Below are 26,504 nucleotides of genomic sequence, written 5' to 3' on the forward strand. Positions count from 1 at the left end.
GTTACACCGAGTTCCGCTGCCGGAGTGCGTTCGGAAGCGGTTCCGTGTCCGCCGGGCTGCCGACGGCGAGCTCCTCGGCGCCCACGTCGTCCGTGACGACGGCGCCGGCGGCGACGAACGCGTCCTCCCCGACGGTGACGCCCGGAAGAACGGTCGCGTTCGCCCCCACGCTGACGCCGTCTTCGAGAGTCGGTCCCTCGAGGTCGGTCTCCGCTCGCACCGGGTACGGGTCGTTCGTGAGGACCGCGTGCGGACCGACGAAGACGTCGTCGCCGATCGTCGTCTCCGACGGGACGTACGCCCCGGTCTGGATGCTCACGTCCGACCCGACCGTCGTCCGCCCGTCGATCACGGCCTTCGTCCCGAGGAGGACGTCGTCGCCGATCCGGGTCTCCTCGCGGACGAGCGCGTCGTGACCCGTCTGAAACCGGTCGCCGACGACCACGTCGGCGTAGACGACCGTCCCCGACCGAACGGTCGCTCCGTCGCCGATAACCGCGGGCGGCGCGGACTCGTCGTGGACGTAGCCGACGAGACGGGGATCGTCGATCGCGACGTCGTCGCCGAGCACGACGTTGGGTTCGCTCATCCGATCCGGGTCGTCGCGCGGTCGGTCTGAGTCGTCGCGTATCCAGTCAGGCTCGTCGCGTATCTGGTTTGGCTGGTCGCGTCTCCGGTCTGGCTCGTCGCGCATCCGCTCGGGTTCGTCACGCATCCGGTCACCGCTCGTCCGCCGATCGGCGGATGTACGCGAGGAGCGTGACGGTGACGAGGGCGATACCCGCGGCGACTGCTGATTTCGAAGGCATACTCGTCACACCCTTCCCCGTGACGGGGGATTATTATGGGGGCCCATAGGTTAGTCGCGAGTCGGCGAATCGCGCTTACGAGTGTCGTAAGGGCCCGCCGCGCGACTTCTCCGCGACGCGGTCGTATCGGTCGCCGAAGGGGTCCCGGCTCGGGCTCACGCCGTCCGTTCGATCTCGAACTCCTCGACGGGCGTGCCGATACCGTCGATCCGCTGGGCGAGTTCGACGGCGCGCAGCCCGTCTTCCCCGGTAACGAGCGGCTCCTCGTCCTCCCGGACGGCCGCGATGAACGACGAGAGCTCCTCTTTCAGCGGCTCGTGGCGTTCGACGACGAGGTTCTCGACGACCGTCTCGTGACGGTAGTTGACGGAGCCGGTGTCTCGGACGTACTCCGGGACCGAGCGCCGGCAAATCTCGATCGATTGGTCGATGAAGTCGACCTCGATCTTCCGGTCCGCGCCGGAGACGACGAGCTCGCGGATCTTCTCCTGCGTCACTCTGCTGGCGGTCAGCGTACCGATCGCGCCGGACTCGGACCTGACCGTCGCGGTCGCGTACTCCCCGTCGCCCGTGCTCGCCGCCGCGACCTCCGCCGGTTCGTCGAGGATCTGTAAGAGCAGGTCGATGTCGTGGATCATGAGGTCCATCACGACCGAGTCGTCGATCGCCCGGTCCGGCGGCGGTCCGAGCCGACGTGCCTCGACGGCGCGGATCTCGACGTCCGGAAGCAGGGTGAACAGCTCTCGGACCGCCGGGTTGAACCGCTCGATCTGCCCGACCTGGACCGTGACGCCCCGCTCGTCGGCGTACTCGAGGAGGGAGCGTCCCCGGTCGACGTGTTCGACGAACGGTTTCTCCACGAGCACGTCGACGCCGGCGTCGATACACTCGCGCACCGCCTGGAAGTGGTACTCCGTCGGGACGGCCACGGTGACGACGTCGGCGGCGGACAGGAGCTCCGCGAACGACAGCGCCCGACTCCCGTACTCCGTCGCGACGCGCTCGGCGCGCTCCGAATCGACGTCGTGAACGCCGACCAGCTCGGCCCCCGCGAGTTCGTCGTACGCGCGAACGTGGTTCTGTCCCATGCTGCCGGCCCCGATGACGCCGGCTCGGACGCGGTCGGGGCTCATCGGGGCCCCTCCGGCCCGTCGGCCGAAAGCGCCCGGTCGATCGCCTCGGCGATCGCCTCGATATCCGACGCGGACACCTTCGGATGAACCGGAAGCGACAGCACTTCTCCGGTCGCTCGCTCCGCGACGGGTGCGCTCGCGTCGACCCCCGAGTAGCTCTCCAGCTCGTGGAGCACCGTCGGATAGTAGACGCCCGACTCGATCCCCGCCTCTTCGAGCGCGTGCCGGAGCCGCTCGCGATCGCTCGTGCGCACGGTGTACTGGTGGTAGGCGTGTCGGCGTTCCGCGGGCTCGGTCGGCGTCGTCACCGGCGTCTCCGCCAGCCGGTCCGTGAGGCGGGCGGCGTTCGCCCTGCGCCGTTCGACGAACTCGGGGAGCTTCTCGAGTTGCGCCCGGCCGATCGCCGCGGCGAGGTTCGTCATCCGGAAGTTGTGCCCCAGCGTCGCGTGTTCGTACGACCCGTCTCCCCTGCCGTGGTCGATGAAGCGGCGGACCCGGTCGGCGACGTCGGCGCTGTCCGTCGTCACCATGCCGCCCTCCCCGGTCGTCATGTTCTTCGTGGGGTAAAACGAGAAACACCCCGCGTCGCCGATCGCGCCGACGGGCCGCCCGTCGTACGTCGCCCCGTGCGCCTGCGCGGCGTCCTCCACCAACGCGGCGTCGTGGGCGTCGGCGATCTCGCGGAGCCGTCCGAGGTCGGCGGGCAACCCGTACAGGTGGACGGCGAGGATCGCGTCGACGTCGCCGCCTTCCGACCGGATCGCCGCCTCGACCGCGTCGGGGTCGAGGTTGTACGTCTCCGGGTCGACGTCCGCGAACACCGGCGTCGCTCCCGTGAACCGGATCGCGTTCGCCGTCGCCACGAAGGAGAGCGGCGTCGTCACGACGGCCGGCCCGTCGCCGACGCCGACGGCTCTGAGGGCGGCGTGAAGCGCGGCCGTCCCGTTCGCGGTGGCCACCGCCCGGTCGACGTCACAGTGCTCCGCGAACGCCGATTCGAACGCGCGGACCTCGTTGCCGTCCGCCAGTTGGCCCGAGGCGAGCACCGATTCGAGGCGTTCGCGCTCGGCCGTTCCGACGGACGGATCGGCGATCGGCACCGTCATCTGACCGGTCCCGGCGAGCCGCGGTCCAGTCGATCCATCGGCACGGTAGTCGCAGCGGTCGTCGCAAACATCGGTAGGATGATCTCTCGGAGCCACACCGCATTATTATCGGTCAGGTAACCGCTTCCCCCCGTCTGCGGGCAGTTTCGCGGTCGACGGGTCGGGAACGCGCCTCGATCCCCCGGCCGCCGGCCGGCGTCACCGACCGACGTCGCCGGCGGCCGTTTCCGTTCCCTGAGCGACGCGCACTCCGGGGACGAGCGTCGGGAGCGCTCCGGTCGGCCCGCACGCGCCCCTGTCGCCCGCACGCGCCCCGGTCGGCCCGCATGTCCCCACTCGCCCGCACGCTCCCCGGCACGGGCGGACACCGGCATTACGCCGGTCCCGGTCCGGGGCCGGCGCCCGACCTATCGCCGACCCGAGAGGCGGGCCGCCGGTCCGTGGCTTAGGCCGATCCCAACCGCCAGATACCGCGTGGGATTACGCCGCTACTACTGTAATGATAGACGGTCGATACTGTTCGGAACAAAATCGCGGGACGTGACGACTCCGTCCGGTCTCGACAATATATCTCCGCGTACGTGTTCGTGAGACGAATCGGCTGCGCAACCTTATCGAGTTGACTGAAACTCGGTGAAAAGGTGAGTAAGATGGCGTAATCCTCCACAAATGTATCTCCCTTTTTTCTATCTGTAGATAATTGTATCCAGTTGAGGTCGAGACAGAGATGAAAGCAGCATCTAAATCAGACGGCGAACCGACACCCTCGGAACCGGACCAAGAGACCGACGACGACGTGTCCGTCGACTCGCTTCCGGGTATCGAGGACGCCGGTTCCGACACGGAACCGCTCGAATTAGACGACGTGTTTCACGTCCTACAGAACGAGCGTCGGCGGAACGTCCTCCGCTACTTGGACGACGTCGACGACGTCATCGAGATGCGGGACATGGCCGTTCAGATCGCGGCGTGGGAGAACGACACGACGGTACAGCGGCTGCACTCGGACCAACGCCAGCGCGTGTACATCGCGCTGTACCAGTCTCACCTCCCGAAGCTGGACGACTTGGGGCTCATCGACTACAACAAACCGCGAGGCTACGTCGAGCCTCGGCCGCGGCTCGACCGGGTACAGCGGTACCTGAACCCGGAGCCATCGACCGAGAGCGCACCGGCCGCGACGGCCGCGACCTCGGCGGAAAACGAGCGGCGCGAGACGTTCCTCAAGACCGCGGGCGGCGCCGGGCTCCTAGTGGCCGCCGGCTGGGCCGGGCTACTGACGCCGCTGCTCTCGGGACTCTCCGTCGCGACCGTCGTGCTCGCGATATTCGTCGGCACGGTCGCGTACGCGTACCGCTCCGAACTCGTTCCGTCATCCGCCGAGAACTGAAGGGCGACCGAGAACCGCGCAGAGATCGACACCGGACAAGAACTGAACGGCGACCGACACGCGCCGAGCGACGACGACTCTTTGTTTCGCGGGAGCGACCGGACGCGGCGAGCGGACCGAACGGCGGTGTCCGATGCGACGCTCCGTGCCAGTCGCCGCTCCGACTCAGAGGTCCTCGACGAGTTCACCGAACGCCTCTGTCGGGACCACCTCCATCGACTGGACGTCGAGGCCGTGCCGCTCCATGATCAGCGAGGCCTTGAAACAGACGTCCCGGCTCGGCGCGTCCAGCAAGACGAGGAAGTCGTGTTCGCCGAGGACCGCGTACGAGTGCGTGACCTCGGCACCGACGTCCGTACACTCCTGCCGTATTGGTCCCCAGATCGCGGCGAGCTCTTGGGGGTTCTGCACGTCCGTCGTCCGGATGTCCGCGAGGAGCGCGTACTCCGTGAACTCGTTCTGGTGTGGCATCGCCTCATCTCGACGGTCCCGAGGCTAAGTTATGAGGCCGTTAACTCCCTCACCGCCCGCCTCGGTCCCGAGCGACCGCTTCTGACGCGAGAGCGTCGCAGCCGCGGCCCGGTGCGACGAGCGCCCACTCGGCTTCCGAGGTTCACTGACCGTCAGAGGGCCCGTCCGTGGGAGCCCGAGCCTTACGTCATACGTAACGGGCTTCGGGCCGCGTCCCGAGCCGCGGCCGGTCGCCTGAGGAGCGTCATAATAATACAGACGGGCGACGATTCTCGCCCGAATGGGACTTTCTGAAACGAACGAAGTCTGCGACACTCTCAGAGGCGACGTCACCTCCGTTCCCGCCTCTCTCCGCGCTTCCGCGCTCCCGGCACTCCGCGTCGCTCACGACGGGTTCGGTCACGGCCCGCGGACGGCGGGCGGTCGCGTCGCGTTCGACGACGGTCGGTTTCGCGCTCGTCCGAGTCGTCCCGCGACGGTGCGCGACGGTATCTCCGAGGGAAACATTAATTTAGGCACAACGAACTACCTCAAATCAACGAGAAAGTGTGTTCTGGAGACCTCTCAAAATCACCCCGATGGCCACACGTGAATACGCATCGTCCCCGCTCCGTCTCATGCCCGAGTCGCCGCCGAACGCCCGGCGGCTCCGACCGAGCGCTCGGCGGCTCCGACCGATTGCCTCGCGACTGAGAGCCCCGTTCACAGGTCGTGCGAGCAGGGGGCGGCGCCGATCGTCCGCCGCGGGCCGCGGGGCCTGAGATCATGAGCGAGACTGGCGAGATCGGCCGAACCGCCGTCGTTTGCCTCGTTTTCGTCGCGCTGGTGTGCTCGGGCGCGATGGCCGGGGTCGGTCAGGCGTCGCTGGCTGAGGGCGCGACCTCGGGACCTGCCCAGACCGACTCTGGCGGTGCCGTGATCCAGAACGTGACGCTCGAGGGCGACGGTTACATCGAGTCGCAGTACGAGACGATCGACGACCACCCGGGCCCCCCGTTCGTCTGGCAGGAGGAGGGGCTCCGATTGAACGTCACCGTCGCGTCCGGCAACGACAGCGGGTCGTTCGATCTCTGTGGACGGGGGTTCAGAGAGGGCGATGACTCGTCGGTCTCGTTCGACTGCGTGGAGGTCGAACTCTCCGCCGACTCCACCCGAACCGTCCGCCTCTCCACTGACTCCTGGCCGAGTAACGCGACCGGGAATCACACCGTCCTCATGGAGCTGTCCGACCCGGGCCTCGACGAGAACGACGTCGTCGACGAAGCGACCCTTCAGGTGAGGGTGATCGAGAAGGAGGGCGATCTCACCGGCGACGGACTGACGAACGCGGAGGAGTTCAAACACGGGACGGACATCACGACCCCCGACACGTCGGACAACGGACTGACCGACTGGGAGGAGGTGAAGAAGTACGGAACGAACCCGCTGGTCCGCGACACGACGGGCGACGGCGTCAACGACGCGACGCTCGTTCGGTTGGGACTCGATCCGACCGAGCCGTACCTGCTCCACCGGATTCTGGCCGCGGTGCTCCTCGGTCTGATAGCGATCGGCTGGGTGGGCGTGATGGCGGTCCGTAGATACGGAGGCGGAGGAGCGGGCGCGAGCGGCCAGTCCGACGGCTCGGGCACCGACGGCCCCGGGCCGGATCGGGACTCCGGCGACGAGACGACCGGCGGGGATCCGTCGCCGATCGACCAGTCGATCCTGACGAACGAGGAGGTCGTCTGTCGGCTGCTCAAGCGTAACGACGGGCGAATGCGACAGAGCGAGATCATCGAGTCGACGGAGTGGTCGAAGGCGAAAGTGAGCCGCGTGCTGTCGGACTTAGAGGAGGAGGAGGTCGTCAAACGCGTCAGGATCGGTCGCGAGAACGTCGTGGATCTCCAGTCCGACGTCGACGGCCTCGAGCTCTCGGACCAACAGGAGTAGCGATCCGACCGGAACGGCCGAAGCGGCTCGCGGCGTTTCGGCGTCGCGGTCGCTTACGTGGGTTCTAAGTTCCGTAACGATGTCGACGAAGTAAATGCCTGACCCGCGTACGACGAGTACGGATGATGGACTTGACCGCGTTTCAACGCGATCTCCTGTTCACGACCTTCGGGTTGGAGGAGCCGAAGGGGGTCGAAGTGAAAGAGGCCGTCGAGCGGTACTACGGGTCGGACGTCCTGCACGGCCGGCTCTACCCGAACCTCGATGCACTCGTCGAGAAGGGCCTCGTGGAGAAGGGTAGTCACGACCACAGAACGAACAAGTACATGCTCACGGAGCGGGGGAAACAGCAGCTCAAATCGCGGATCGAGTGGGAGCTTTCGAACGTCCCAGACGGGATAAAAACCGGGATCAGGTCGCTCCCCGAACGGCAGTGACGGCGGTTCCGGCGATCGACCCTCAACCCGCGGCGACGGCGAGCGGCCACGACCCGGACGGCGAGCGGCCACAGCTTGCGGCGACGGCGAGCGGCCACGACCCGGACGGCGAGCGGCCACAGTTTGCGGCGACGGCGAGCGGCCACGGCCTGCGGCGACGGCCAGCGGCTACGGTAGCGTCGTCCCGTCCACAGCGGGATACGGAGCGGTTCCGGTGTCCGACACCATCGGGAGCACCGTCCCGTCCATCCGGTCGCTGTACGGGACGCCCATCGCCGCCATGACCGTGGGAGCGACGTCGAAAATGTGTGCGTTGTTGACCGCCGCGTCGGGCGCAACGCCGTCTCCCGCGGCGATCAGGACCCCCTCGAGCTTGTGGTTCCAGGGCTCGGTCGGTGGGCCGAACTGGTCTCCGAGGAGCTGCGCCGACAGGAACTCGGAGAAGTCCCGCGGGACAGTGACGATGTCGACCGCGTCCTCAGCGAACGGCCCGCTGAAGTACCGCTCTCTGGGGGCCACCTCCTCGAAGACGGGCTTCCCGTCGGGCGTCTGCACGTCGTTGAGCTGGTCCATCAGCTCCGTTCTGACCGCCTCGTACTCCTCCCCAGCGACGACGCCGTCCGGCTCCCGCCCCTCCAGGTTGATCCGGACGCCGAGTTCGGTTCGCGCGCGCATGTACGCCGTCGACGCCTCGAAGTCGACCTGCTTGCTCGTCGCCCGGACGACGCCGTCGGGGACGTGCCGGCGGACGGCGTCGGCCATACCCACGTGCTCGAGCCGGTCGAGGAGGGCTCGGGGGTCGACACCGACGCGGCTGGCGCCGCGGGCGAGCCGCCCCGCGAGACCGGGGTCCCACGACCGGTCGGCGTCGCCGTCCCTGAGCTGGTTCCGGATCGGGTTCCACGACGGCATCCCCTTCCCCCCTTCGGAGACGTTGAGGAACCCGCGGTCGCGGAGGAACTCGTTCACTCTGAACTCGAAGTTCTCGTACTGTCCGATCCCGTGATCGCTCACCAGGAACACGCAGTCCGGGTCGCAGGCGTCGAGGATCGCGCCGATCTGTTCGTCGGTCTCCTCGTAGATGCGGCGGACGTGCTCCGGATCCCCTTCGAACTCGTGAAACACCGTGTCCGTCTTCTGGAACTGGACGAACCCCAGATCCGGGTCGAACCGGTCGGCGAGGTATCTGAACGCGTCGCCCCGCATCCGCGCGAGTCGGCGGTACTCGTCGATCTTCTCCTCGTCCGAGCGCCGTTCGTCGTCGCGGGAGTAGCGCGGGTACACCCGGTACTCTCCGATCTCGTCGACGAGTTCCTCGAAGAGCCCTTCCGGGTGGCACCGCGGCTCTTCCGGCGCCATGAACCCCGGGACGATCGCCCCGTCGATGTCGGCCGGCGGATAGGTCACCGGCGCGTTGACGACGACGCTCGATCGACCGTGGTCGTCGAGCAGTTCCCAGAGCGTCCGCGCTCGGACGTGGTCGGCCGTCGAGACCTCCCAGTCGTAGCCGTCGAACGTGACGAATCCGTACACGCCGTGCTTTCCGGGGTTCGATCCGGTGTATATCGACGGCCACGCGCTCGGCGTCCACGGCGGGATCTGCGATTCCAACTCGGTGGAGAGCCCCTCCGCGGCGAGCGCGCTGATGTTGGGGATGCTGTTCGTCTCACGGAGGTCGTCGAAGACGGGGCCACAGCCGGCGTCGACGCCGATGATCAACGCCTTCATCGTGTCACCGGTGCGCTCGTCGCCGTCTCGTCGCTCGGAGCCGACCGCGACACGACGTTTCGCGAGAGGTCGAGGCCGACGCGGCGTCTGTTCTCCTCATATGTCGATCACCACCGGTGGCGTCCACTTGCTTATGCGGCAGGTAAGCGGCCGCACCGAGGGCCCGTTGAACCCCGCGTTCCGTACCCGCTCACCGCACCTCGTCGAGCGAGACGAACGAGTCGCCCCGAGCCGAGACCCACACCGTTTCTCCCGACGCGTCCGTCTCGGGGAAGTGACGGAAGATGATGCACTCGTCCGGCGCGTCGTCGTTCGCCAGGATCTCGGCGACGGTATCGATCGCCCCGTACTCCGTCGTCGGGCTCGGTCGTCGGATCATCGCATTGAGACGGATCGGCACGGGCGCCTTTAATTATCCACAGAGTATCCACGCCGAAACGGTCGACGAACGGCAACACGACGACGTGGAACCGCCTCGTGGCCCGTCACGCCGGCTGGACCGTCGTCGAACGGATGGGATCAGCGATCGGCCGCCGGCTCCCTCTCGGGAAGCTCGACCGGGGGGTCGAACTTCTCGCGGAGGTGCTGGTCGGTGAGCAACCGCTCGGCGTAGCCGACGTTTTCGTCGATGCTGGACGTCACCCGCTCGGTGTACGGCAGGTCCGTCTCGCCCCACAGCCCGGGGTGCGTGAGGAGCTGTACCCGCTCCGACAGCCGCGTGTCGAACGGGTGGCTCTCGCGCCAGCGCTGTCCGGAGTCGGCCACGTACGTCGCCTCGGAGAAGAACCGCGGCTCGTACGTGGTCGCCAGTCGGTCGAACGTCCGGTCGATCACCCACTCGGGCGGACAGTGGAACGACACCGGATCGCACACGTTCTCGGCAGCGAGCGACAGCGCCGACCGCTCCGAGGTCACCCGCTCTCGGAGCTCCTCTGGCGACGGTCGGCGCGACCAGTGCTGATGGGTGCTGAAGTGAACGCCGACGTCGTGGCCCAGCGCGTCGATCTCGTCGATCACCGCGCGACAGACGGCGTCGAAGACGTTGTACAGCGGATTCGACACGAGAAAGAAGTACGTCGATCGGAACCCGAGGTCGGCCTCTATCCGACCGATCTCCAGCGCCTTCCTCGGCGAGAGGTCGACGTCGTGACGAAGCAGGAGGTCACCGTCTCCGACGTCGCCCTCGAAGGACGACGATTCGTACCCGTGGTCCGACAGCCACACCAGCGCGCGCTCGTACCAGTCGTAGGTGAACTCGACGCCGTCGAGCGCGGGCGTTTGGGAACTGCTCATTCGGCGCTCACCTTCGAGCGGTTCCGGGCGGGAGACCCGACGACCGTCTCCCCGGCCGGAACGTCGTCGAGGACCGTCGAGTTGATGCCGACCTCGGCCCCGGAGCCGATGTCCACTCCCGTCGCCACGGCCACGTGCGGCTGGATCACCGCCCCGTCCCCGACCGTCACCCGACCGGAGAAGCCGGTTCCGTACGCCACCGTGACGTTCTGGCCGATCCGGACCTGATGGGCGACGTGCACGTTGGCGCTCAGTTTGGCGTTCCGACCGATGACGGTCTCGTCGAACACCGCGCGGTCGACTGTCGCGTTCGCCCCGATTTCGGCGCCGTCCTCGATCCGGACGCGACCGCGGTGGGGTAACCTTCGAGGCACCCCCTCGTCGTCGCGCCCGAACCCGAAGCCGGGGCACCCGACGCTCGCTCCCGCCCGAATCGAGCAGTCGTCGCCGACGCGGACGTTGGCGCCGATCGCGGCGTGAGGGCCGATCCGCACCCGGTCGCCGATCTCCGCGTCGTCGTGGACCGACGCCGTCGGATGGACGCCGTCTCGGTCGAGCGGTTCCTCGGCGAGAAACTCGTTCGCCGCGACCGCGAACGCCGTCCGTGGCTCGTCGGTGACCAGCTGCGTCGTCCCCGCGACCGCACCGACGGTCTGGGGGCAGAGAACGGCGCCAGCGTCCGTTTCACGGACGTATCTGGCGTCGTCGTACACGCAGAAGGCGAGGTCGCCCTCGTTCGCGGTCGCGAGCGAGTCGACCCCCGTGACGGAGACGGGCGGTCCGACGTGCTTGGCGTCGACGTGACGGGCTATCCGCTGTGAATCGGTCATCCCGGACGGCCCTCGAACGCGGAGCGCTGATCGGCCGATCGGCACCCGACGATCGGCGACGGGCCCCTCAGCGTGCGGACGCGTCCGCACGCGGGCACCGACCCCGGCGCGGGCGACGGTAACCCGAGTGCCTGCGAGACGGACGGATCGGCACCCACTGTCTCCTGATGGTCGCTCATGGTCTCGGCTTGGCCATCGAGTCGCTCCCATTTCCTTATCGCGCGGTTAATGTCGCGAGAGCGGATCGAACGGCCGATAAACCGGAGTGCTCGCGGACGTGAGAGCGGCATATCGGTCTCATAATAAAGCCGCGAACCGCCGCAGACCGACGTACCAGAGAATGTACGAGGGACACACCGTCGCCGCCGTCATCCCCGTCTACAACGAGGAACCGTTCATCGGCGAGGTCATCGAAACGCTTCCGACGTACGTCGATCGCGCGTACGTCGTCGACGACGCTTCGACCGACGACACGTGGAGCGCGATTCAGGCCCGCGCCGACGGCGGGGTCCCGGTCGATCCCTCCGCCCGAAACGGCGACGTCGACGGCTCCGACGTCGCGGCCGAAGAGTCCGGCGCTCGCGACGAGGCCGGCGGCCGCGCCGCCGCCGTCGACGGCGAGGACGGGGGATCCCCGACGGTCGTCCCGTTGCAGCACGAACGGAACAGAGGCGTCGGCGGAGCGATCAAGACGGGATACAAGCGATCGGTCGCCGACGGGACGGACATCACGGTCGTGATCGCCGGCGACGGGCAAACGGCCCCGGACGTCGTCGAGCGCATCGTCGAGCCCGTCGCGGCGGGTCGGGTCGACTACGCCAAGGGGAACAGAATGCTGACGCGCGAGGAGATGCCAGCGTTCCGGCAGATCGGCGACGCGACGCTCGCGCTGCTGACCCGGATCGCGAGCGGCTACTGGAAGGTGAACGACCCGCAGAACGGGTCGACGGCGATCTCTCTGTCGGCGCTCGAAACGCTCGAAATCGACGAACTGTACGAGGATTACGGCTTCGTCAACGACCTGCTCATCCGTCTCAACGTCCACGAGATGCGGGTCGCCGACGTCCCCCGACGGGCCGTCTACGAGGACGAAACCAGCCACATCTCGTACACCTCTTTCATCCCGAAACTGTCGATCCTGCTGTTGCGAGGGTTCCTCTGGCGACTGCGAGTGAAATACCTCCAGCGCGACTTCCACCCCCTCGCGTTGTGTTATTACCTCGGGGCCGGGACGTCCGCGCTGGGGGCCGCGTCGGTCGAAGCCGACGCGCTGAGGGACGGACCGTCCAGAGGAGACGGGAGGGTCCTGTTCGCGCTCGGGTGGCTGTTCATGCTGCTCGCCATGGTGTTCGACCTGGACGAGAACCGGGACCTCCAAGAGATCGGAGCGACGGCGGAGGACGGCCGAAACGACGAGTGAGCGCCGTCATATCGCGGGAACTCGCCCGGCGTCGAACGCGCTGATCGGTGTCGAACGCGCTGATCGGCGTCGCCCTCGCGCCGCCGACCGTCCCGAAGCCGTCGGTCTGAGAACTCCTTCGCGCCGCGCTTCCGACCGGTTAAGCGGCGGTAAGTATCTCGGTTACTGTCAGGTCAGTGATTTTTTATATAGGAGTGAGGCGTCCGTCGATGCGAGAACACGATGGCAGACCAACCGCGGCCCGAAGGCGAGAACGAGAGCCGGTCGCGGCGGTCGGTGCTCGCTCCGCTCGGCGGAACCGGCGCGACCCTGCTCGGCGGCGTCGGGGCCGCGGCCGCCGGCGGCGTCGGAGCGTACCGGCGCGACCGGGCGTCCGAACACAGCGGCGGCGACGGGATCCCGGACGAACTGAAGCGGTCGGAGGCGTTCCACGAGCGTCTCGTCGACCGCTTCGGCGCCGACTCGTTCGAGGGGCTGGAGGTCGGCCGGACGGACTTCCTCGTCGACGCGAGATACGTCGGAACCGCGGCGGTAGACGACTCCGTCAAGCGTCGTCTGGAGGCGCTGTTCCGCGACAACGGCATCCACATGCAGTGGCTCGACCACCCGGACCGGATCGACGAACGGCGGTTCCTCGAGTCGTACGGGAACGACGTGCACAGCATCCTCTGGGCGACCCAGAGCTTCTACGCCCGCGAGGTCGAGGCGGACCTGAAAAACGTCGCCTTCCAGCTCGTCGTCGTTCCGGGGCGGCGCGAACCCCCGCACGTGGGGCGCGTCTACTGCCACCTCTCCGACGGGTTGCGCGATCGGTGGAACGACGGGTGGGTCAACGGGATGAACGCCGGGAACAGGGCCGTCGTCGGCCACCGCGACTCGCCCCGCGAACAGGCGCGCTTAGCGCTCCACGAGATCGCCCACCTCGTCCTCTGTCACGACGACGATCCGGCGAACACCGGGGAGATGGGGACCCAGCAGCGACTCGACCTCACGGACGACGAGTGGACGGAGCTTCGAAACGGTCTCGACGCGGTCCGGGACACCACGGGGTACGACGTCGCCTTCCGGCGGTGCTCCTGGACGGAGTACGTGCCGGCGTGAGCCGCGACGCGCCGCCCGCCCGTCCGCACCCGGGCGCCGACGGCCCGGCTCTCGCTTCGGACCGGCGACGGGATTACGGACAAAAAGCAGGAGGGTGGCGGTGCGGCAGTTGCGCGCGGATCCTGTGACGCTTCCCCCTTTCGGAGTGGCAGGGAACTCAACTCCGATCGGCTGTGCCGGAAGTGCCGTCCACTTCGGCATCGAACGATACGGCCGGCACCAGTATTATTATCAGGATGGTAAACGCCGGGATCGCGGGCTCCGCTCCGGGAGTCGGCGGCCGTCGTCCGCTCGCGGGACCGACTGTGACTCCGCGACGGAGGAGTGACCTCGCGGAAGGCGGCGTTTCGGCCCTCCGAGATGAAAGGTGAGAGAACGGGAGGGAATGAGACGAAAGGTGAGAGAAAGAGAGAGAACGAAAGTGAAGGCGTCAGCGCGGCCGCGAGAGGGAGATCAGAGGAACAGCGAAGCGACGAACAACACGAGGAACACGAACACGAAGATCTTGGCGATGCGCATGGACACCCCTGCCACGCCTCGCAGTCCGGCCACCGCGGCGAGGACGGCGAGAACGAAGAACAGCAGCGCTATCTCGATGAACCCGCCGCTCTGTAACGCCACGAAGTCGGCGTACTGCATCAACGAACCGACCTCCGGATTCGATCGACACCCAGACGTCTCGGTCCGCTCGCCGTCAGTAGTTGACGCATGGATCCGAATTGTGCCATCGGGCCCTTGATTATCTGTCTGATAATTCGCACCGATCGGCGGCGGTCGAGTCCGTGGCCGCGCGGCGGCGTCAAGCCCCCGCCCATCGAGAGTCGCCCGAGTCCGCCGACCGCACTCCAACCGGCTCCCGCTCTGCGATATAAATGACTATTTCATGTCACTCCTTCCACCGCCGAGCCTGAGCGCCGCGGAAGGGGTATGCTTTTCCGACGACGGTGCCGATGTCCCGTGTCGAAGTCAAGTTCGCGTGTAAGGGGCCGTCACGGCCGCGTAATGATCGACAGCTGATACGATACCACGGATACATGAACGAAACGGTGTTGTACGTCGGTGCGGAAGCCGAGGGACTGCGACGGGTTATCAACGACCGGGAGCCGGCGGATCGCCCAAACGCCTTCACGACGACGAGCGTGAGCGACGCGGTCGATCGGCTGATCGGCGGCCGGTTCGATCGGGTACTGCTCGGTTCCGGCACCGAAACGCGCGACGTTCGAGTACTGCTTCGACTGGCGGACACCGACCCGTCGCTGACGACGCTCTCTCGACGAGAGGCGCACGAATCGCTCGACGACGACCTGGCCGCGCTGGTCGACGGGACGTTCGACCCGGACGACCCCGAGTCGGACGGCCCGCTCGTCGCCGTCGGTGAGCCAGTCGGCGACGCCGCGTCTGGGGCGGTCTCCGCGACACGGCCGACCGCCTCGGCCGACGACGCCGTCGACGACCCCCTCTCGGAGTCCGCGACCGGGATCGCGTGCGTCGATCGGGACGGGACGTACCTCTGGGTGAACGACCGCATGGCGGACAGTATCGACGGGCCGGACGGGGACGTCGTCGGGCGTTCGCTGCGGGACGCTCCGCCCGAGGATCTCACCGCCGATCTGCCGGAGCTCTGGGCGCACGCGGTTCGAACCGGAGCCAAACAGCGGACGGTCGTCTCCGACGGCCCATCGTCGCGATCAGTCACGATCCGTCCGATCGACGGGGACCGGTATCTGCTGCTCGAAGAGCCCCACGAACCGGAGTTCGCGTTCACCGGGAAGTACCTCGATCGGCTCGCCGATCTGTTCTTCATCGTCGATTTCGACGGCAGGCTCGTGTACTGGAACGAGGCCGTCTCCGAGGTCACCGGCTACAGCGACGTCGAACTCGGTGAACTGGACGCGTTCCGGCTGTTCGACAGCGGCGATCGCGATCGCGCCGTCGAGGCCGTCGAGAGGGTCCGGTCGGACGGCGAACACTCGATCGAACTTCGATTGGCCACGAGCGACGGTGAGACGATCCCGTACCAGTTCTCCGCCTCGGTCGTCGAGGACGACGCCGGACGCCCGCTGTACGTCTGCGGCATCGGGCGCGATATCACCACGAAAATAGAGATGCAGGCGGAGATCGAGTCGGTCGTCGACGATCTCCGGGAGTCGAACGCCGAGCTGGAACGCTTCGCGTACGTCGCGTCCCACGACCTCAAGGAGCCGCTCCGGACGATCCAGAGCTTTCTCAGGCTCCTCGAAAACCGCTACGGAGACGAGCTCGGCGACGACGGGTCGGAGTACGTCGAGTTCGCGATCGACGGCGCGGCCAGGATGTCGTCGATGATCGACGACCTACTCGAATACTCCCGCGGCGGCGGCGAGGTGTCCTTCGAGGCCGTCGACACCGAGGCGGTGTTCGAGGAGGTGATCGAGAACCTCCGGTCGACAATCGCCGAATCCGGAGCGAGGATCACCGCCGGCTCCCTTCCGACCGTCGCGGCCGACAGGACCCTCGTCGTCCAGCTGTTCCAGAACCTCGTGGAGAACGCGATAACACACGCCGACGGTCGGCCGCAGGTACACGTCACCGCGGAGCCCGCTGGCGAGATGGTCCGGTTCGCGGTGGCGGACGAAAACGGGGGGATGACCGAGGCGGAAACGGAGGGGATATTCGAGATCTTCTCCAGCGGCCACGACGAGACGGGGTCCGGAATCGGGCTGGCGACGTGCGAGAAGATCGTCGAGAGCCACGGCGGATCCATCGGCGTCGAGTCGGAGGCGGGGGTCGGCTCCGTGTTCCACTTCACGCTCCCGAAAACCCCTCCTTCCGGCGGCGAGCAGGGTGACGCCGCCGCGGTCCCCGCGGACGCCGTCGGATCGGTCGACCCGTCGACCCACGGCGACGGCGGCGCGCAGCGCTGAGGGGTCCCGACATTAGGGACCGCTTCATAATGTGGGTCGGTCGCGTGAGACCGAACGGTATGACACGGACCCCGGAGCACGCGGACGTCGATTACGGCGACGGTGCGGACGAACTTCCCACCGACTACCCGACGTTCAGCGACAAGGCGGCCAAGGCGTTCGACGTGGCTCACCGAGCGCTCGAGGCGTACGACGACCCGGCGGTCGTCTGGACCGGCGGAGCGGACTCGACGCTGACGCTCCACGTCGTCCGAGCGGTCGCCGACCGACGCGGATACGACCGACCGCCGGCGGTGTTCCTCGACCACTTTCAGCACTTCCCGGACGTCGTTGAGTTCGTGGAGCGATGGGCGGACGAGTGGGGGATCGACCTCCACGTGGCTCGCAACGAGGACGTGGCGGCCAACGCGACCGACCCCGGTGACGAGGTCGGCGTCGCGGACCTGAACGAAGCGAACCGCCGACACGTCCGGGACGTTCTCAAATACGACGGCGAGACGTTCCCGTTCCTCCTCGACGGCTACGTGGGCAACCACCTCCTCAAAACGGTGCCGCTGAACGACGCGATCGAGACCCACGACGTCGACGGCGTCGTCTCCGCCGTCAGGTGGGACGAACGGGGGGCCCGGACCGACGAGACGTTCTTCTCGGCCAGTCGATCGGCCGACGCGCACCCGACGCACGACCGCGTCCATCCGATCCTCCCGTTCACGGAGGCCGACGTGTGGGAGGCGATGTGGACTGAGGTCGTCCCCGCCACGGTCCCCGAATTCCCGGAGGAGGGACGCCTCCCCGAAAGCGCGGCCGATCTCCCGGACGGGGTCGACGTCGAAGACGTGCCGGTCTCCGGCCGCTACTTCGAGGGGTACCGGTCTCTCGGGAGCGCCGTCTCGGCCGAGAAGGAGGACGACTCCCCGGCCTGGGTACAGGAGCGTGCGGGGACGACCGGGCGGACCGGCGGCACGCGGGACGACGAGGACCTCATGGAGCGGCTCAGCGACCTCGGGTACATGTAGGTCGGACGGAATCGGAACGGGGCCGAATCGACGAGCGAGGGCCGGGTCGACGAGCGAGGGCCGGGTCGACGAGCGAGGGCCGGGTCGACGAGCGACGGCACGCGCGGGTTGCCCTGACCGCACGTCGGAACGCGGTCCGCGACCGTGAACGGTCCGGCTCAACGACCGGATCTATCGGCCGTCTCGACCGTCTCGCGGTAGAGGTCGCAGAACTCTTCGAGCACCGTTTCGGGGGCGAACGTCGCGAGCTGGTCCCCGATCGCGTCGCACCGCGCGGGATACTCGGCGATGAGCCGCTCGACCGCCGCAGCGAGGCGTTCCTCGTCCCCCGGTTCGAACAGGACCCCGGCGTCGCCGACGATCGCCGCCATGCTCCCGGTGTCGGAGCTGACGATCGGCGTCCGGCTGGCGAGCGCCTCCAGCATCACGCGGCCGAACGGTTCGTCGATGACGCCGGGGTACACGAACGCGTCCGCCTTCCGGTACTGAGACGCGAGCTCCTCCCGTTCGAGGAACCCGTGCCAGACGATCCGGTCGCCCGTGCCGAGGGTGTCGGCGATCTCTCGAAGTCGATCCTCGAGGGGGCCGGTGCCGGCCACGTGCAGCTCCGCCTCGACCCCGCGGTCCGAGAGGGCCGGTAACGCCCGAAAGAGGACGTCGACGCCCTTGATCTGTCGTAGCGACCCGGCGTAGAGGAGTCGGACCGGATCCTCCGCGGTCGCTCGGGGCCGAGCGGGCTTCGTCTCCGGCGGCTCGGCGCAGAACCGCTCGTCGTAGAAGTGCGGGATGACGCGGATCCGGTCCCGATCGAACCCGACGCCGACGTAGTCGTCGCGGAGGTGAGGAGCGAGCGCCTGATAGGCCGTGACCTCGTCGCACCGCTCGATCGACTCTTTCACCAGCGGCGCCCGACCGGCCGCGAGGTAGGCGGCCTTCGCCTCCGACTCCGCCCCGTTCCGTCGGTTGATCGCGGTCGCCGGCACGCAGCCGGCGCACTTCAGCGGTCCCGGACCCGAACAGCTCTCCCGGCCGTGGTATCGGAAGCTGGCGGTCGGACACACGGCGAGATAGGAGTTGAGAGTCGCGAGCGTCGGGCAGTCGAGCGTCGCGAGCGTGGGAATGAACGCCGACGAGTAGGAGTGCACGAGGTCGTGAGCCTCGAGTTCGGTTCGTTTCGAGCGCAGCGCATCCTGTTTCGTCGCGATCGGGTGCGGCAGCATCGAGAGATCGTCTTGGACGACGTACTCGACGCGGTCCCGCGCCGGGAGGTCCGCCCGCCGCGCCTCCTGCTGTGTGACCACGTAGACGGTCAGGTCGTGCCGGTGCGACAGCGTCTCGATCAACAGGGAGGACGTGTTCGCGGCCCCGGTCTTCCCCTGTCCCGGGCACTCGACGGGGACGAACCCGACGTCGAGATTCGGTTCGGTCATGTGCCTACTGGCGTTCTGTTGGGGATATTTATCTGGAGAGTAATCGGGGTCCGTCCTCTCCGTTCAGCTCGGGCGCCGGCGCCGCCTCTCGACGGGTCGGACCGTCAGTCGCGACGAACCGCGGCCGCGACGACTCACGGCCGTACCGAACGACGGCGGCGATGACGCGCCTCAGGCGGTCGGGACGCGTTCGCGGGCGTCGTCTGGGCGGGTCGTCCGTACCGCCTCCCGCCCGCCGACGTAGACGCGTTCGACGGTCGGGGTCGGGTCGGGATCGACGACGAGCACGTCGGCACGGGCGCCCCTCCGAAGTCGGCCGCGGTCGTAGAGCCCGACGGCTTCCGCGGGGTTGACCGTGACTCGGGCGACTCGGGTCGCCAGCGGTTCGCCGGTGTCGACGAACGCGGCCTTCAGCAGCGACTGCGGGTGGTAGTCCGTGCAGAGGGCGTCGACGACGCCGGCGTCGACGGCCTCCCGCGCGTTCAGGTTCCCCCAGAGGCTCCCGCCGCGAACGAGATTTGGAGCGCCCATCGTCGTCGCGACGCCGTGTTCCGACGTCGCTCGCGCCGCCGCCTCCAGCGTCACCGGGAACTCGCTGATCGACGCGCCCATCGCGGCCATTCTGTCGACCGCCTCGGGCGAGTCGTCGTCGTGGGACGCGAGCGGTACTCCCCGGTCGCGGGCGAGGGCGGCCACCCGGCCGATGAACTCGATGCGCTGCCGGGTCGAGGTGTTTCGGCGTCGGACCGCGAGCGTCGCGGCCGACTCCCGCGTGCAGTCCCGCTGCTCGACGTAGTGGTCGCTGAACTCCTCGTCGTCGAACTGTCCGCCGTCCGGGGAGTGATGCATCACCGACACGAGATCGACGGGGACCGCCTCGAGGAGCGATTCGACGGCTCCGACGCTCTCCTCCGAGAGCTCGCACCGCGCGTGGATCCGGTTGTCGCATAGCGTCTCCTCCGCGCCGGCGATCGCCCCCACCAGGTCGGTCGCGTCGGCGATCGAGCGGTCCTCCGACGGCGTCTCCTCGAACGCGATCGCGTGGAACTTCGTCGTGATCCCGGCAGCGGCGTTCCTGCGGTCGGCGGCGATCACGGCCTCCCGCGCGTCGACGCGCGCGCCGGATCGCGGATACAACTCGTCCTCGACGTCGTCCCCGTGGAGGTCGACGAGCCCGGGCATCACCACGTTCCCATCGGCGTCGACCGTCGTCGCCTCGGGGATCGGTTCCGTCCCGGCGTCGCCCACTTCGGCGACGCGACGGTCCGCGAGGACGACGCGTCCGCCCTCGATGACCCCGTGCGGCGTCACGATCGAACCGTTCCGGATCTCGACGGGATCGGTCATCTCCGCCACCCGTCGGCCGGCGCGAGCGCCCGTTCTGTCCGTCGGCACATGAGCCGAACTCTGGGCCGGCGCTATCTTTATTAATCACTCGTTCAGAGCCGCGGAAGTCGGCGGAACTCGGCTATCGGAGGGCTAAAACGCGACGCAGACGGGTCTTCACGGGTGTTCTCCGAGGCAACTCCCGACTCGTCTCCGACGGCGCCTCCGCCCCGTTGCGAACGGTCTGCACGAGTCGAGACCACCGACCCCGAGGAATCCGAGAATCTGCATCGCCCACACGCGACCCCCCTTCGGAAGCCGATGACCCGTTCGGAAGCCGGTGCCCGGCGGGCGACTCGACCGATTGGGCTTGCGATGCGACCGCACGGATCGGCCGGGCGACGCCCTTTCGACCTCGCCGCCGTCGACGGCGGCGCTGTCCGGGTCGACCGGACTGCGACGAGGGTCGCGTATCGCGACGCCGTTTCGACGACCGTCGGATCGGCGTTACAATAGTATAAAAACTGGTATATTCTATATACTATCACTTTTATTATATTTATTTCCGTTTCGGTCCGGCCGCATCTCGCCTCGGAATCGGAGTCCGGTTCGGTGACGCGCAACGTGGGCCCACGGGACTCCACCGCGAGGCGAGTCGCAGTGGCCACCCGCGGTTCCCCGCGGACCGCTGCAAGCGCGATCCCAACTCTGCGGGCGCGATCCCAACTCTGCAGGCGCGATCGCAACTCTGTAAGCGCCATCGCAACTCTGTGAGCGCCATCGCCGTCGAGAATCCGTACCCTCGGCGGACGCGGCCGAACGAGAGCGATTTCATCGGTCGCGAACCGACGGTTGCGTCAGACCGGTCGCGCGGGTCGTCGATCCGACTGGGGGTTCCGTCGACTGCGACGTGGTACGGACCCGTTCGATCCGCGGGCCGTCGACCGGCTCTCCGAGTCGGGCCGCAAGCGGTCGAATGACCGCACGAACCCAGATTTATAAGGAGTCGATGATATCTGCATGAGCGAAAGTAGTGCGGTACAGCGGCGGGGACACCGAACTTCGACAGCCCGCGCCGCGTCTCCGATCGCACCGCGACGTCCGGCTCGATGGGTCTCCGTTTCCGTCGGAGGAAAACTCCCGGACGCGGGCACTCGGAGGTCCCGCCGCCTCGCCGTCGGCTCCCGACCTGAACGACGTCCGGGCTCGGGGGTAGAAACGCGGTCGACGACACCGAAATCTCCGTCCGGCGCCTACTCGGCGCGCCACTCGCCGCCGATCTCGTTGCGCCGCATCGACGTCGCATCGCCGTCGCGGAAGACGCTCACGCGCCCCGTCTCCTCGCTCAGCGTCACCGTCGCCACGACCTCCGGCCGGACCGAGGTCTCGATCGCGCTCATGTGCCGCGACCCCATCCACGGCTCGTAGCTCACGTCGTCGACGAGCATGGACTCGCCGCTCCGGGTGCCGAGGTCGCGGAAGCGAACCATCTGCTCCTCGACCTCGCCGTCGACGGCGACGACGATCCCCCCGTCCCGTTCGACGCTCACCGTCCCGGCGGCGTCGACGAACGCGTCCTCGTCGAAGACCGACGCGCAGTCCTCCCGGGGCCAGCGGTTGTCCCCCATCGCGTCGGCGTACGCGCCGTAGCCGCGGTCGGCGACGACCGCGAAGTACAGTCCCGGTCCCTTGACGTGCGGCTCCTCCCACCCGTCGAACGCGACGCTGATGTGCTCGGCGCAGTACGTCAGCCGGTCGACGACCTCGCTGACGCGCTCGTGAGCGCCGTACTCGATCGTTAGCCGACTCATTCCGCCTCCTCGCCGGGCCGCGCGCGACTCTCCTGAACGCTCATATCACCGGAAAGGAGGGGGACGTATATAAGCGATACCGAGTCGGGTCGGGGAGTCACTCCCACGGGGTGAACAGCCGCGCGTCGAACCGGTCCGCTCGGAGGAGTCCGACGCCGAACGCGGCGGCGACGGCGGCCGGGAGGGGGTTCCCGTACCAGAGGTTGATCCCGCCCCAGAGGATCACGAAGCTCACCATGTCGTCGAGCATGAACTCGCAGTCGCGCAGGCGGTCGCGGAGCGTCGTCCCCGCGAACGCGCGGTCGAGCGTGACGACCGCGACCGTCGCGGACACCACCCAGCCGGCGTAGTTCGAGAGCGGGACGCCGTAGAAGCTCCCGCCGCCGAAGCTCCAGAAGCCGAGCGCGACCGCGCCGGGGTCGAGCACCACGTCCATCGCGACGACCGCGGCGATCACGGTCGCCAGCCGGAGCCAGCCGTTCGAGGCCCGCGGGCCCAAGAGGAGGAGACAGAGCAGGTACGCGTTGACCACGAGCGGGATGAAAAAGACCGGGAGCGCGACCGGCACGCCGCCGAGCATCGGCCCGAGGTCCACGACGTACTCGAAGTTTCCGTACGGCCACCCCGTGGCGACGCCGACCAGTTCGATCGCGTAAGTGTACGCGGTCAGGACGCCGATCCACCCGAGCGCGCGGCGGTCGAGCGCGGGCAACACCCCGACGACGAGCGGCGAGCGCATCACCAACACCCCGAACAGCACGAACCACGGGTGGAAGGCGAACGGCTCCGGCACCCATCCCTCCGCGCTGCCGACCAGGGCGAGCGCGCCGACGAGCGGAAACAGCACGGCGATGGTGAACCGGTTCTCGCGGACGGTCCGGTCGAGCAGGCGCTCCGCCTCGCGGCGCGTGTCGGGTAGCCGCGCTCGGAGCGCGTCGACGCCGGACGCGGCCGACTCGGCCGACCTCGGCGGACCCGCCGATTCCCAGTCCGGTCGCTCACGCGACCACCTCCGTGATCGGGTAGTACGCGCCACAGCCCGCCCCATTCGCCAGCAGGGTGCCGACGGCGGTGTCCAGCGCCGGGAACCACCCAGTAGCGCGGTCGACCGACAACCATGACGAGGACGGCGACCCACGCCACAAACCGATACACGCGAGCAGCGCCCGAGCCGGAGTCGACCGAGCGACGGGCGGCCGCCGGCGACGGCCCAGCACGCCGAAGCAGTAGGCTGGTAACGTCCTCCCTCGCCGAGCAGCGTCGCCGTCGTCCTGGATCCCGCGGCCCGGTCCGGTTCGATGTCGGGGATCGCGGAGAACGTGTGCATCCCCATCGTCCAGAGCCACGCGCCCGCGAGCGCCGCGAGCGGGGGGTGGACCCCGGCGACGGTCGCGTACGCGGCCGCGCCGGGGAGGATGTACAGGCCGTTCGAGACGGAGTCGAGGAACGGCGTCGTCTTGAACCGCACCGGCGGGGCGCTGTACCCCACCGACAGCAGGAGGAACCCGGCGAGGTACGGCCACGCGACCCGCGGCGCGAGCGCGAAGGTGGCGAGCCCCGCGAGCGCCGACGCGAGCACCGCGACCGCGACGAGCCGGCTCCCACGCCAGCGCGCCTCGCGGTCCTCCTTCTTCGGGTTCAGCTCGTCGATGTCGGCGTCGAACGCGTCGTTGACGCCGTAGAGGAAGACGTTCGCGGGGACGAGGAAGTACGCCGCCAGCGCGACGGTCGTCGGCGTGAACAGCTCGCTCACGTCGCCGATACCGTACGTGACGCCGACCGCGACGGGGCCCGCGAGGTACAGCCAGAAGCGCGGCCGCGACAACACCAGCAGGTACCGGAGGTCCTCGGCGAACGCCTGCCGGCCGGAGTCGGTCGCTGTGTCGGTCACGGCTTTCCTCACGCCGTCTTCGAGACCGTCTCCGCCGTTATCTGTCCGCTGATGAGACACATCGGGACGCCGATGCCGGGCGTCGTCGTCGACCCCGTGAAGTAGAGCCCGTCGACCGCGTCGGACTCGTGGGACGGCCGGAGCAGCGAGGTCTGTCGCAGGGTGTGCGCCAGGCCGAGCGCGCTCCCCTGATAGCTGTTGTACCGGTCGGCGAAGTCGTCGACGCTGAACGTCTCCTCGACGACGATCCGGTCGCGGAGTTCCGTTCCGGTGTTCTCGGCGATATCGTCCAACACGAGGTCGCGGTACTCCTCGCGCAGTTCGGGCGTGTCCTCGAGCCCGGGCGCGACGGGGACCAAGGCGAAGAGGTTGCTGTGCCCCTCGGGCGCCACCGTGTCGTCGGTCTCAGAGGGCACGCAGAGGTAGTAGGCGGGGTCGTCGGGCCACGCCGGGTCGTCGAAGATCTGCTCGAAGTGACCGTCCCACGCCGTCGGCAGCACCAGCGTGTGGTGTTCGAGGTTCGGCACGTCGCCCTCGACGCCGAGGTACAACAGGAACGCGGAGGGGGCGTACGTCCGCGACTCCCAGTACGCCTCGGTGTACTGCCGCTTGCGCGGCGGGAGCAGTTCCTGTTCGGTGTGCGCGTAGTCGGCGTCGGAGACGACCAGGTCCGAGAGGTAGCGCTCGCCGTCGGCGGTGTCGACCGCGAACGCGCCGCGGCGCCCCTCGATCCCCGTCACCTCGGCGTCGGTGACGTACTCCACGCCGAGGTCGTCGCCGAGCTCGACGATCCCGTCGACGACGGCGCCGATCCCGCCCTCGGGGTAGTAGACGCCCATGTTGTAGTCCACGTGGCTCATCAGGTTGTACAGCGCCGGGGTGTTGTACGGCGAGCCGCCGAGGAAGACGAGGGTGTACTGCATCAGCTGCTGGAGCTTCGGGTGGTCGAAGTAGTCCTCCACGTGTCCCTGCATCTTGCCCAAAAGCGAGAGCCCCCACGAGTACCGGAGCACGTCCTTGTCGACGTAGTCGCGGAGGCGCGGCCGGTCCTCGTAGACGAAGTGCTCCATCCCGATGTTGTACGTCCGCTCCGACTCCGCTAAGTACGCCTCGAACGCCTCGCCCGCGCCGGGTTCGTACTCCTCGAACAGCTCCCGGTTCGCCTCGCGGTCCGGGAGCACGTCGACCTTGTCGCCGTCCTTCCAGAACACGCGGTAGTGGGGGTCGAGCCGCTCTAACTCGTAGAACTCGTCGGGCGAGCGGCCGAAGTGGCCGAAGAAGCGCTCGAACACGTCCGGCATCAGGTACCACGAGGGGCCCATGTCGAAGCGGAACCCGTCGGTTTCCAGTCGGCTCGCGCGCCCGCCGAGCTGTTCGTTCTTCTCCAAGAGGGTCACGTCCGCGCCGGCGTCCGCGAGGTAACAGGCTGTCGAGAGACCGCCGAATCCACCGCCGATCACGACGACGGATTCGCCGGCCACGGCGTCGATGTCCGGGGCCACGTCCATGTTAGATCGTAGGGGCGGCGGCGGTATAAATACCGGCCAGACGCGGCGGCGGTCCCCCGCTCCGCCCGTCTCGGCTCCGCCGCCGACGGCCGCCGATCCGACGCGGCGAGTGGGTACGCCTAAGTCGCCGACGCCCCTACCGATTCGCATATGGATCCGACGGTCGCGATCACCGGCGCAACGAGCGGGATCGGGCGGGCGGTTGCCGAGGCGTTCGTCGAGGCGGGGGCGTTCGTCGCCGTCTCCGGCCGCGACGGCGACGCGGTCGATCGGACCGTCGCGGAGCTGAACGGCGACGGGGAGGGCGCCGCCGGCGAGGCGTGGGGCGAGCGCGTCGACGTCCGCGACGAGTTCGACCTCGAGCGCTTCTTCCAGCGGGCCGCCCGCGAGGGGGGACCGATCGACGTCGTGCTCGCGAACGCCGCCGTCTTTCACGGCGGCCCCGGCGAGAGCCCGACGGACGAGGTCTCGTACGCCGACTACGACGACACCATGCGCACCAACGCCCGCGGCGCCTTCGCGACGATCGGCGAGGCGGTCCCGCACCTCGCCGACGACGCGCGGGTGATCGTCCCCTCGGGGTCGGTCGCCCACGAGTCGAAGGCCGGGATGGGCGCGTACGCGGTCTCGAAGGCGGCGGCCGAGGCGGTCGCGCGCGGGTTCGCGGCCGACCTCGACGCGACGGTCGGCGTCGTCGACCCGGGACTCGTCGCCACCGACCTCACCGGCATGGAGCGCGCTCGCGACCCCGAGAGCGTCGCGCCGCTGTTCGTCTGGGCGGCCACCGAGGCGCCCGCCGAGGAGCTGAACGGCGAGCGACTGGGGCTGCGCGAGTGGAAGTCGGCGACGCGATAGGACTCGATCGAGTTCGGATCGGCGGAGAACACCTCCGAAGCCCCAGCCGCTCGCTTATAAATAGTCGCTGACGGATCGGCGATGAACACCTCCGAAGCCCCAGCCGCTCGCTTA

The 26,504-nt window shown here is 68.3% G+C and carries 22 protein-coding genes and 1 pseudogene; 8 read left to right on the plus strand and 15 right to left on the minus strand.

Features of this window, described 5'->3' with window-relative positions; all coding sequences use genetic code 11:
- Position 1: 1 nt before the first annotated feature.
- The 3 genes from DJ82_RS04215 to DJ82_RS04225 form a co-directional block, all read right to left on the minus strand.
- Positions 2-589 carry an acyltransferase gene (locus DJ82_RS04215; protein WP_094525789.1) on the minus strand — a complete coding sequence of 196 codons (588 nt, stop codon included), beginning with the start codon at positions 587-589 and terminating at the stop codon, positions 2-4.
- A gap of 375 nt (positions 590-964) precedes the next feature.
- Complete coding sequence (locus tag DJ82_RS04220; RefSeq protein WP_094525767.1) at positions 965-1,942, minus strand: Gfo/Idh/MocA family protein; 978 nt, start codon at positions 1,940-1,942, stop codon at positions 965-967.
- Positions 1,939-3,048: a DegT/DnrJ/EryC1/StrS aminotransferase family protein gene (locus DJ82_RS04225; RefSeq protein ID WP_094581132.1), complete on the minus strand. Its 1,110-nt coding sequence runs from the start codon at positions 3,046-3,048 to the stop codon at positions 1,939-1,941. Before DJ82_RS04225 ends, DJ82_RS04220 begins: the two co-directional genes overlap by 4 nt.
- Positions 3,049-3,775: 727 nt before the next feature.
- Here DJ82_RS04225 and DJ82_RS04230 point away from each other — a divergent pair.
- Positions 3,776-4,438: a hypothetical protein gene (locus DJ82_RS04230; RefSeq protein ID WP_094581133.1), complete on the plus strand. Its 663-nt coding sequence runs from the start codon at positions 3,776-3,778 to the stop codon at positions 4,436-4,438.
- 165 nt (positions 4,439-4,603) lie between these two features.
- On the opposite strand, the gene DJ82_RS04235 is transcribed toward DJ82_RS04230, so the two are convergent.
- Positions 4,604-4,909: a GYD domain-containing protein gene (locus DJ82_RS04235; protein ID WP_094525770.1), complete on the minus strand. Its 306-nt coding sequence runs from the start codon at positions 4,907-4,909 to the stop codon at positions 4,604-4,606.
- A 765-nt stretch (positions 4,910-5,674) separates the two neighbouring features.
- Here DJ82_RS04235 and DJ82_RS04240 point away from each other — a divergent pair.
- Together DJ82_RS04240 and DJ82_RS04245 are read left to right on the plus strand one after the other, a co-directional pair.
- Complete coding sequence (locus tag DJ82_RS04240) at positions 5,675-6,841, plus strand: helix-turn-helix domain-containing protein (RefSeq protein ID WP_094581134.1); 1,167 nt, start codon at positions 5,675-5,677, stop codon at positions 6,839-6,841.
- A gap of 122 nt (positions 6,842-6,963) precedes the next feature.
- Entirely contained in the window at positions 6,964-7,278 is a 315-nt protein-coding gene (locus DJ82_RS04245) for a helix-turn-helix transcriptional regulator (RefSeq protein WP_094525772.1), read from the plus strand.
- A 168-nt stretch (positions 7,279-7,446) separates the two neighbouring features.
- On the opposite strand, the gene DJ82_RS04250 is transcribed toward DJ82_RS04245, so the two are convergent.
- The 4 genes from DJ82_RS04250 to DJ82_RS04265 all read right to left on the minus strand — a co-directional run bounded on the left by DJ82_RS04250 (position 7,447) and on the right by DJ82_RS04265 (position 11,129).
- On the minus strand, positions 7,447-9,006 hold the full coding sequence (locus tag DJ82_RS04250; protein ID WP_094581135.1) for an alkaline phosphatase family protein: 1,560 nt from the start codon (positions 9,004-9,006) through the stop codon (positions 7,447-7,449).
- Between the two features lie 190 nt (positions 9,007-9,196).
- Positions 9,197-9,385, minus strand: coding sequence for a hypothetical protein (locus DJ82_RS04255; RefSeq protein WP_094581136.1), 189 nt, complete (start codon positions 9,383-9,385; stop codon positions 9,197-9,199).
- A gap of 140 nt (positions 9,386-9,525) precedes the next feature.
- Positions 9,526-10,299, minus strand: a complete 774-nt coding sequence (locus tag DJ82_RS04260; protein WP_094581137.1) for a hypothetical protein — start codon at positions 10,297-10,299, stop codon at positions 9,526-9,528.
- Complete coding sequence (locus DJ82_RS04265) at positions 10,296-11,129, minus strand: LpxD N-terminal domain-containing protein (RefSeq protein ID WP_094525776.1); 834 nt, start codon at positions 11,127-11,129, stop codon at positions 10,296-10,298. Before DJ82_RS04265 ends, DJ82_RS04260 begins: the two co-directional genes overlap by 4 nt.
- Positions 11,130-11,469: 340 nt before the next feature.
- Between DJ82_RS04265 and DJ82_RS04270 the strand changes: the two genes are divergently transcribed.
- Both DJ82_RS04270 and DJ82_RS04275 read left to right on the plus strand, forming a co-directional pair.
- Positions 11,470-12,549 carry a glycosyltransferase family 2 protein gene (locus DJ82_RS04270; protein WP_094581138.1) on the plus strand — a complete coding sequence of 360 codons (1,080 nt, stop codon included), beginning with the start codon at positions 11,470-11,472 and terminating at the stop codon, positions 12,547-12,549.
- A 222-nt stretch (positions 12,550-12,771) separates the two neighbouring features.
- Positions 12,772-13,650: a hypothetical protein gene (locus DJ82_RS04275; RefSeq protein ID WP_094581139.1), complete on the plus strand. Its 879-nt coding sequence runs from the start codon at positions 12,772-12,774 to the stop codon at positions 13,648-13,650.
- A 453-nt stretch (positions 13,651-14,103) separates the two neighbouring features.
- Here the strand turns inward: DJ82_RS04275 and DJ82_RS04280 are convergent, their stop codons facing one another.
- Complete coding sequence (locus DJ82_RS04280) at positions 14,104-14,289, minus strand: DUF1328 family protein (RefSeq protein ID WP_094525779.1); 186 nt, start codon at positions 14,287-14,289, stop codon at positions 14,104-14,106.
- A gap of 395 nt (positions 14,290-14,684) precedes the next feature.
- On the opposite strand from DJ82_RS04280, the gene DJ82_RS04285 reads away from it, so the two are divergent.
- Both DJ82_RS04285 and DJ82_RS04290 read left to right on the plus strand, forming a co-directional pair.
- Complete coding sequence (locus DJ82_RS04285) at positions 14,685-16,553, plus strand: PAS domain-containing protein (RefSeq protein ID WP_158217276.1); 1,869 nt, start codon at positions 14,685-14,687, stop codon at positions 16,551-16,553.
- Positions 16,554-16,612: 59 nt separating this feature from the next.
- Positions 16,613-17,569, plus strand: coding sequence for a phosphoadenosine phosphosulfate reductase family protein (locus DJ82_RS04290; protein WP_094581141.1), 957 nt, complete (start codon positions 16,613-16,615; stop codon positions 17,567-17,569).
- A gap of 158 nt (positions 17,570-17,727) precedes the next feature.
- On the opposite strand, the gene DJ82_RS04295 is transcribed toward DJ82_RS04290, so the two are convergent.
- From DJ82_RS04295 to DJ82_RS04320, 6 genes and pseudogenes are all read right to left on the minus strand, one after another.
- Complete coding sequence (locus DJ82_RS04295; protein ID WP_094524682.1) at positions 17,728-18,999, minus strand: glycosyltransferase family 4 protein; 1,272 nt, start codon at positions 18,997-18,999, stop codon at positions 17,728-17,730.
- A gap of 171 nt (positions 19,000-19,170) precedes the next feature.
- Positions 19,171-20,346 carry an alpha-D-ribose 1-methylphosphonate 5-triphosphate diphosphatase gene (locus tag DJ82_RS04300; RefSeq protein WP_094581144.1) on the minus strand — a complete coding sequence of 392 codons (1,176 nt, stop codon included), beginning with the start codon at positions 20,344-20,346 and terminating at the stop codon, positions 19,171-19,173.
- 1,232 nt (positions 20,347-21,578) lie between these two features.
- Positions 21,579-22,136 (minus strand): diadenylate cyclase, encoded by a 558-nt coding sequence (locus DJ82_RS04305; RefSeq protein ID WP_094581142.1) that lies wholly within the window; start codon positions 22,134-22,136, stop codon positions 21,579-21,581.
- A 97-nt stretch (positions 22,137-22,233) separates the two neighbouring features.
- Positions 22,234-23,025: a bisanhydrobacterioruberin hydratase gene (gene cruF / locus DJ82_RS04310; protein WP_094581145.1), complete on the minus strand. Its 792-nt coding sequence runs from the start codon at positions 23,023-23,025 to the stop codon at positions 22,234-22,236.
- Positions 23,026-23,397: 372 nt separating this feature from the next.
- Positions 23,398-24,087 (minus strand): annotated as a pseudogene (locus DJ82_RS04315) (prenyltransferase); the annotation flags it as partial.
- The gene (locus tag DJ82_RS04320) at positions 24,036-25,535 is read right to left on the minus strand and encodes an NAD(P)/FAD-dependent oxidoreductase (RefSeq protein ID WP_094527404.1); all 1,500 of its coding nucleotides are present in this window, start codon (positions 25,533-25,535) and stop codon (positions 24,036-24,038) included. The pseudogene DJ82_RS04315 and the gene DJ82_RS04320, both read right to left, overlap by 52 nt.
- Positions 25,536-25,685: 150 nt before the next feature.
- Between DJ82_RS04320 and DJ82_RS04325 the strand changes: the two genes are divergently transcribed.
- Positions 25,686-26,390, plus strand: coding sequence for an SDR family oxidoreductase (locus DJ82_RS04325; protein WP_094524687.1), 705 nt, complete (start codon positions 25,686-25,688; stop codon positions 26,388-26,390).
- The last annotated feature ends 114 nt before the right edge of the window (positions 26,391-26,504 follow it).

It is taken from the genome of Halorubrum sp. Ib24, assembly GCF_002252745.1.
In the GTDB taxonomy this organism is placed as follows: domain Archaea; phylum Halobacteriota; class Halobacteria; order Halobacteriales; family Haloferacaceae; genus Halorubrum.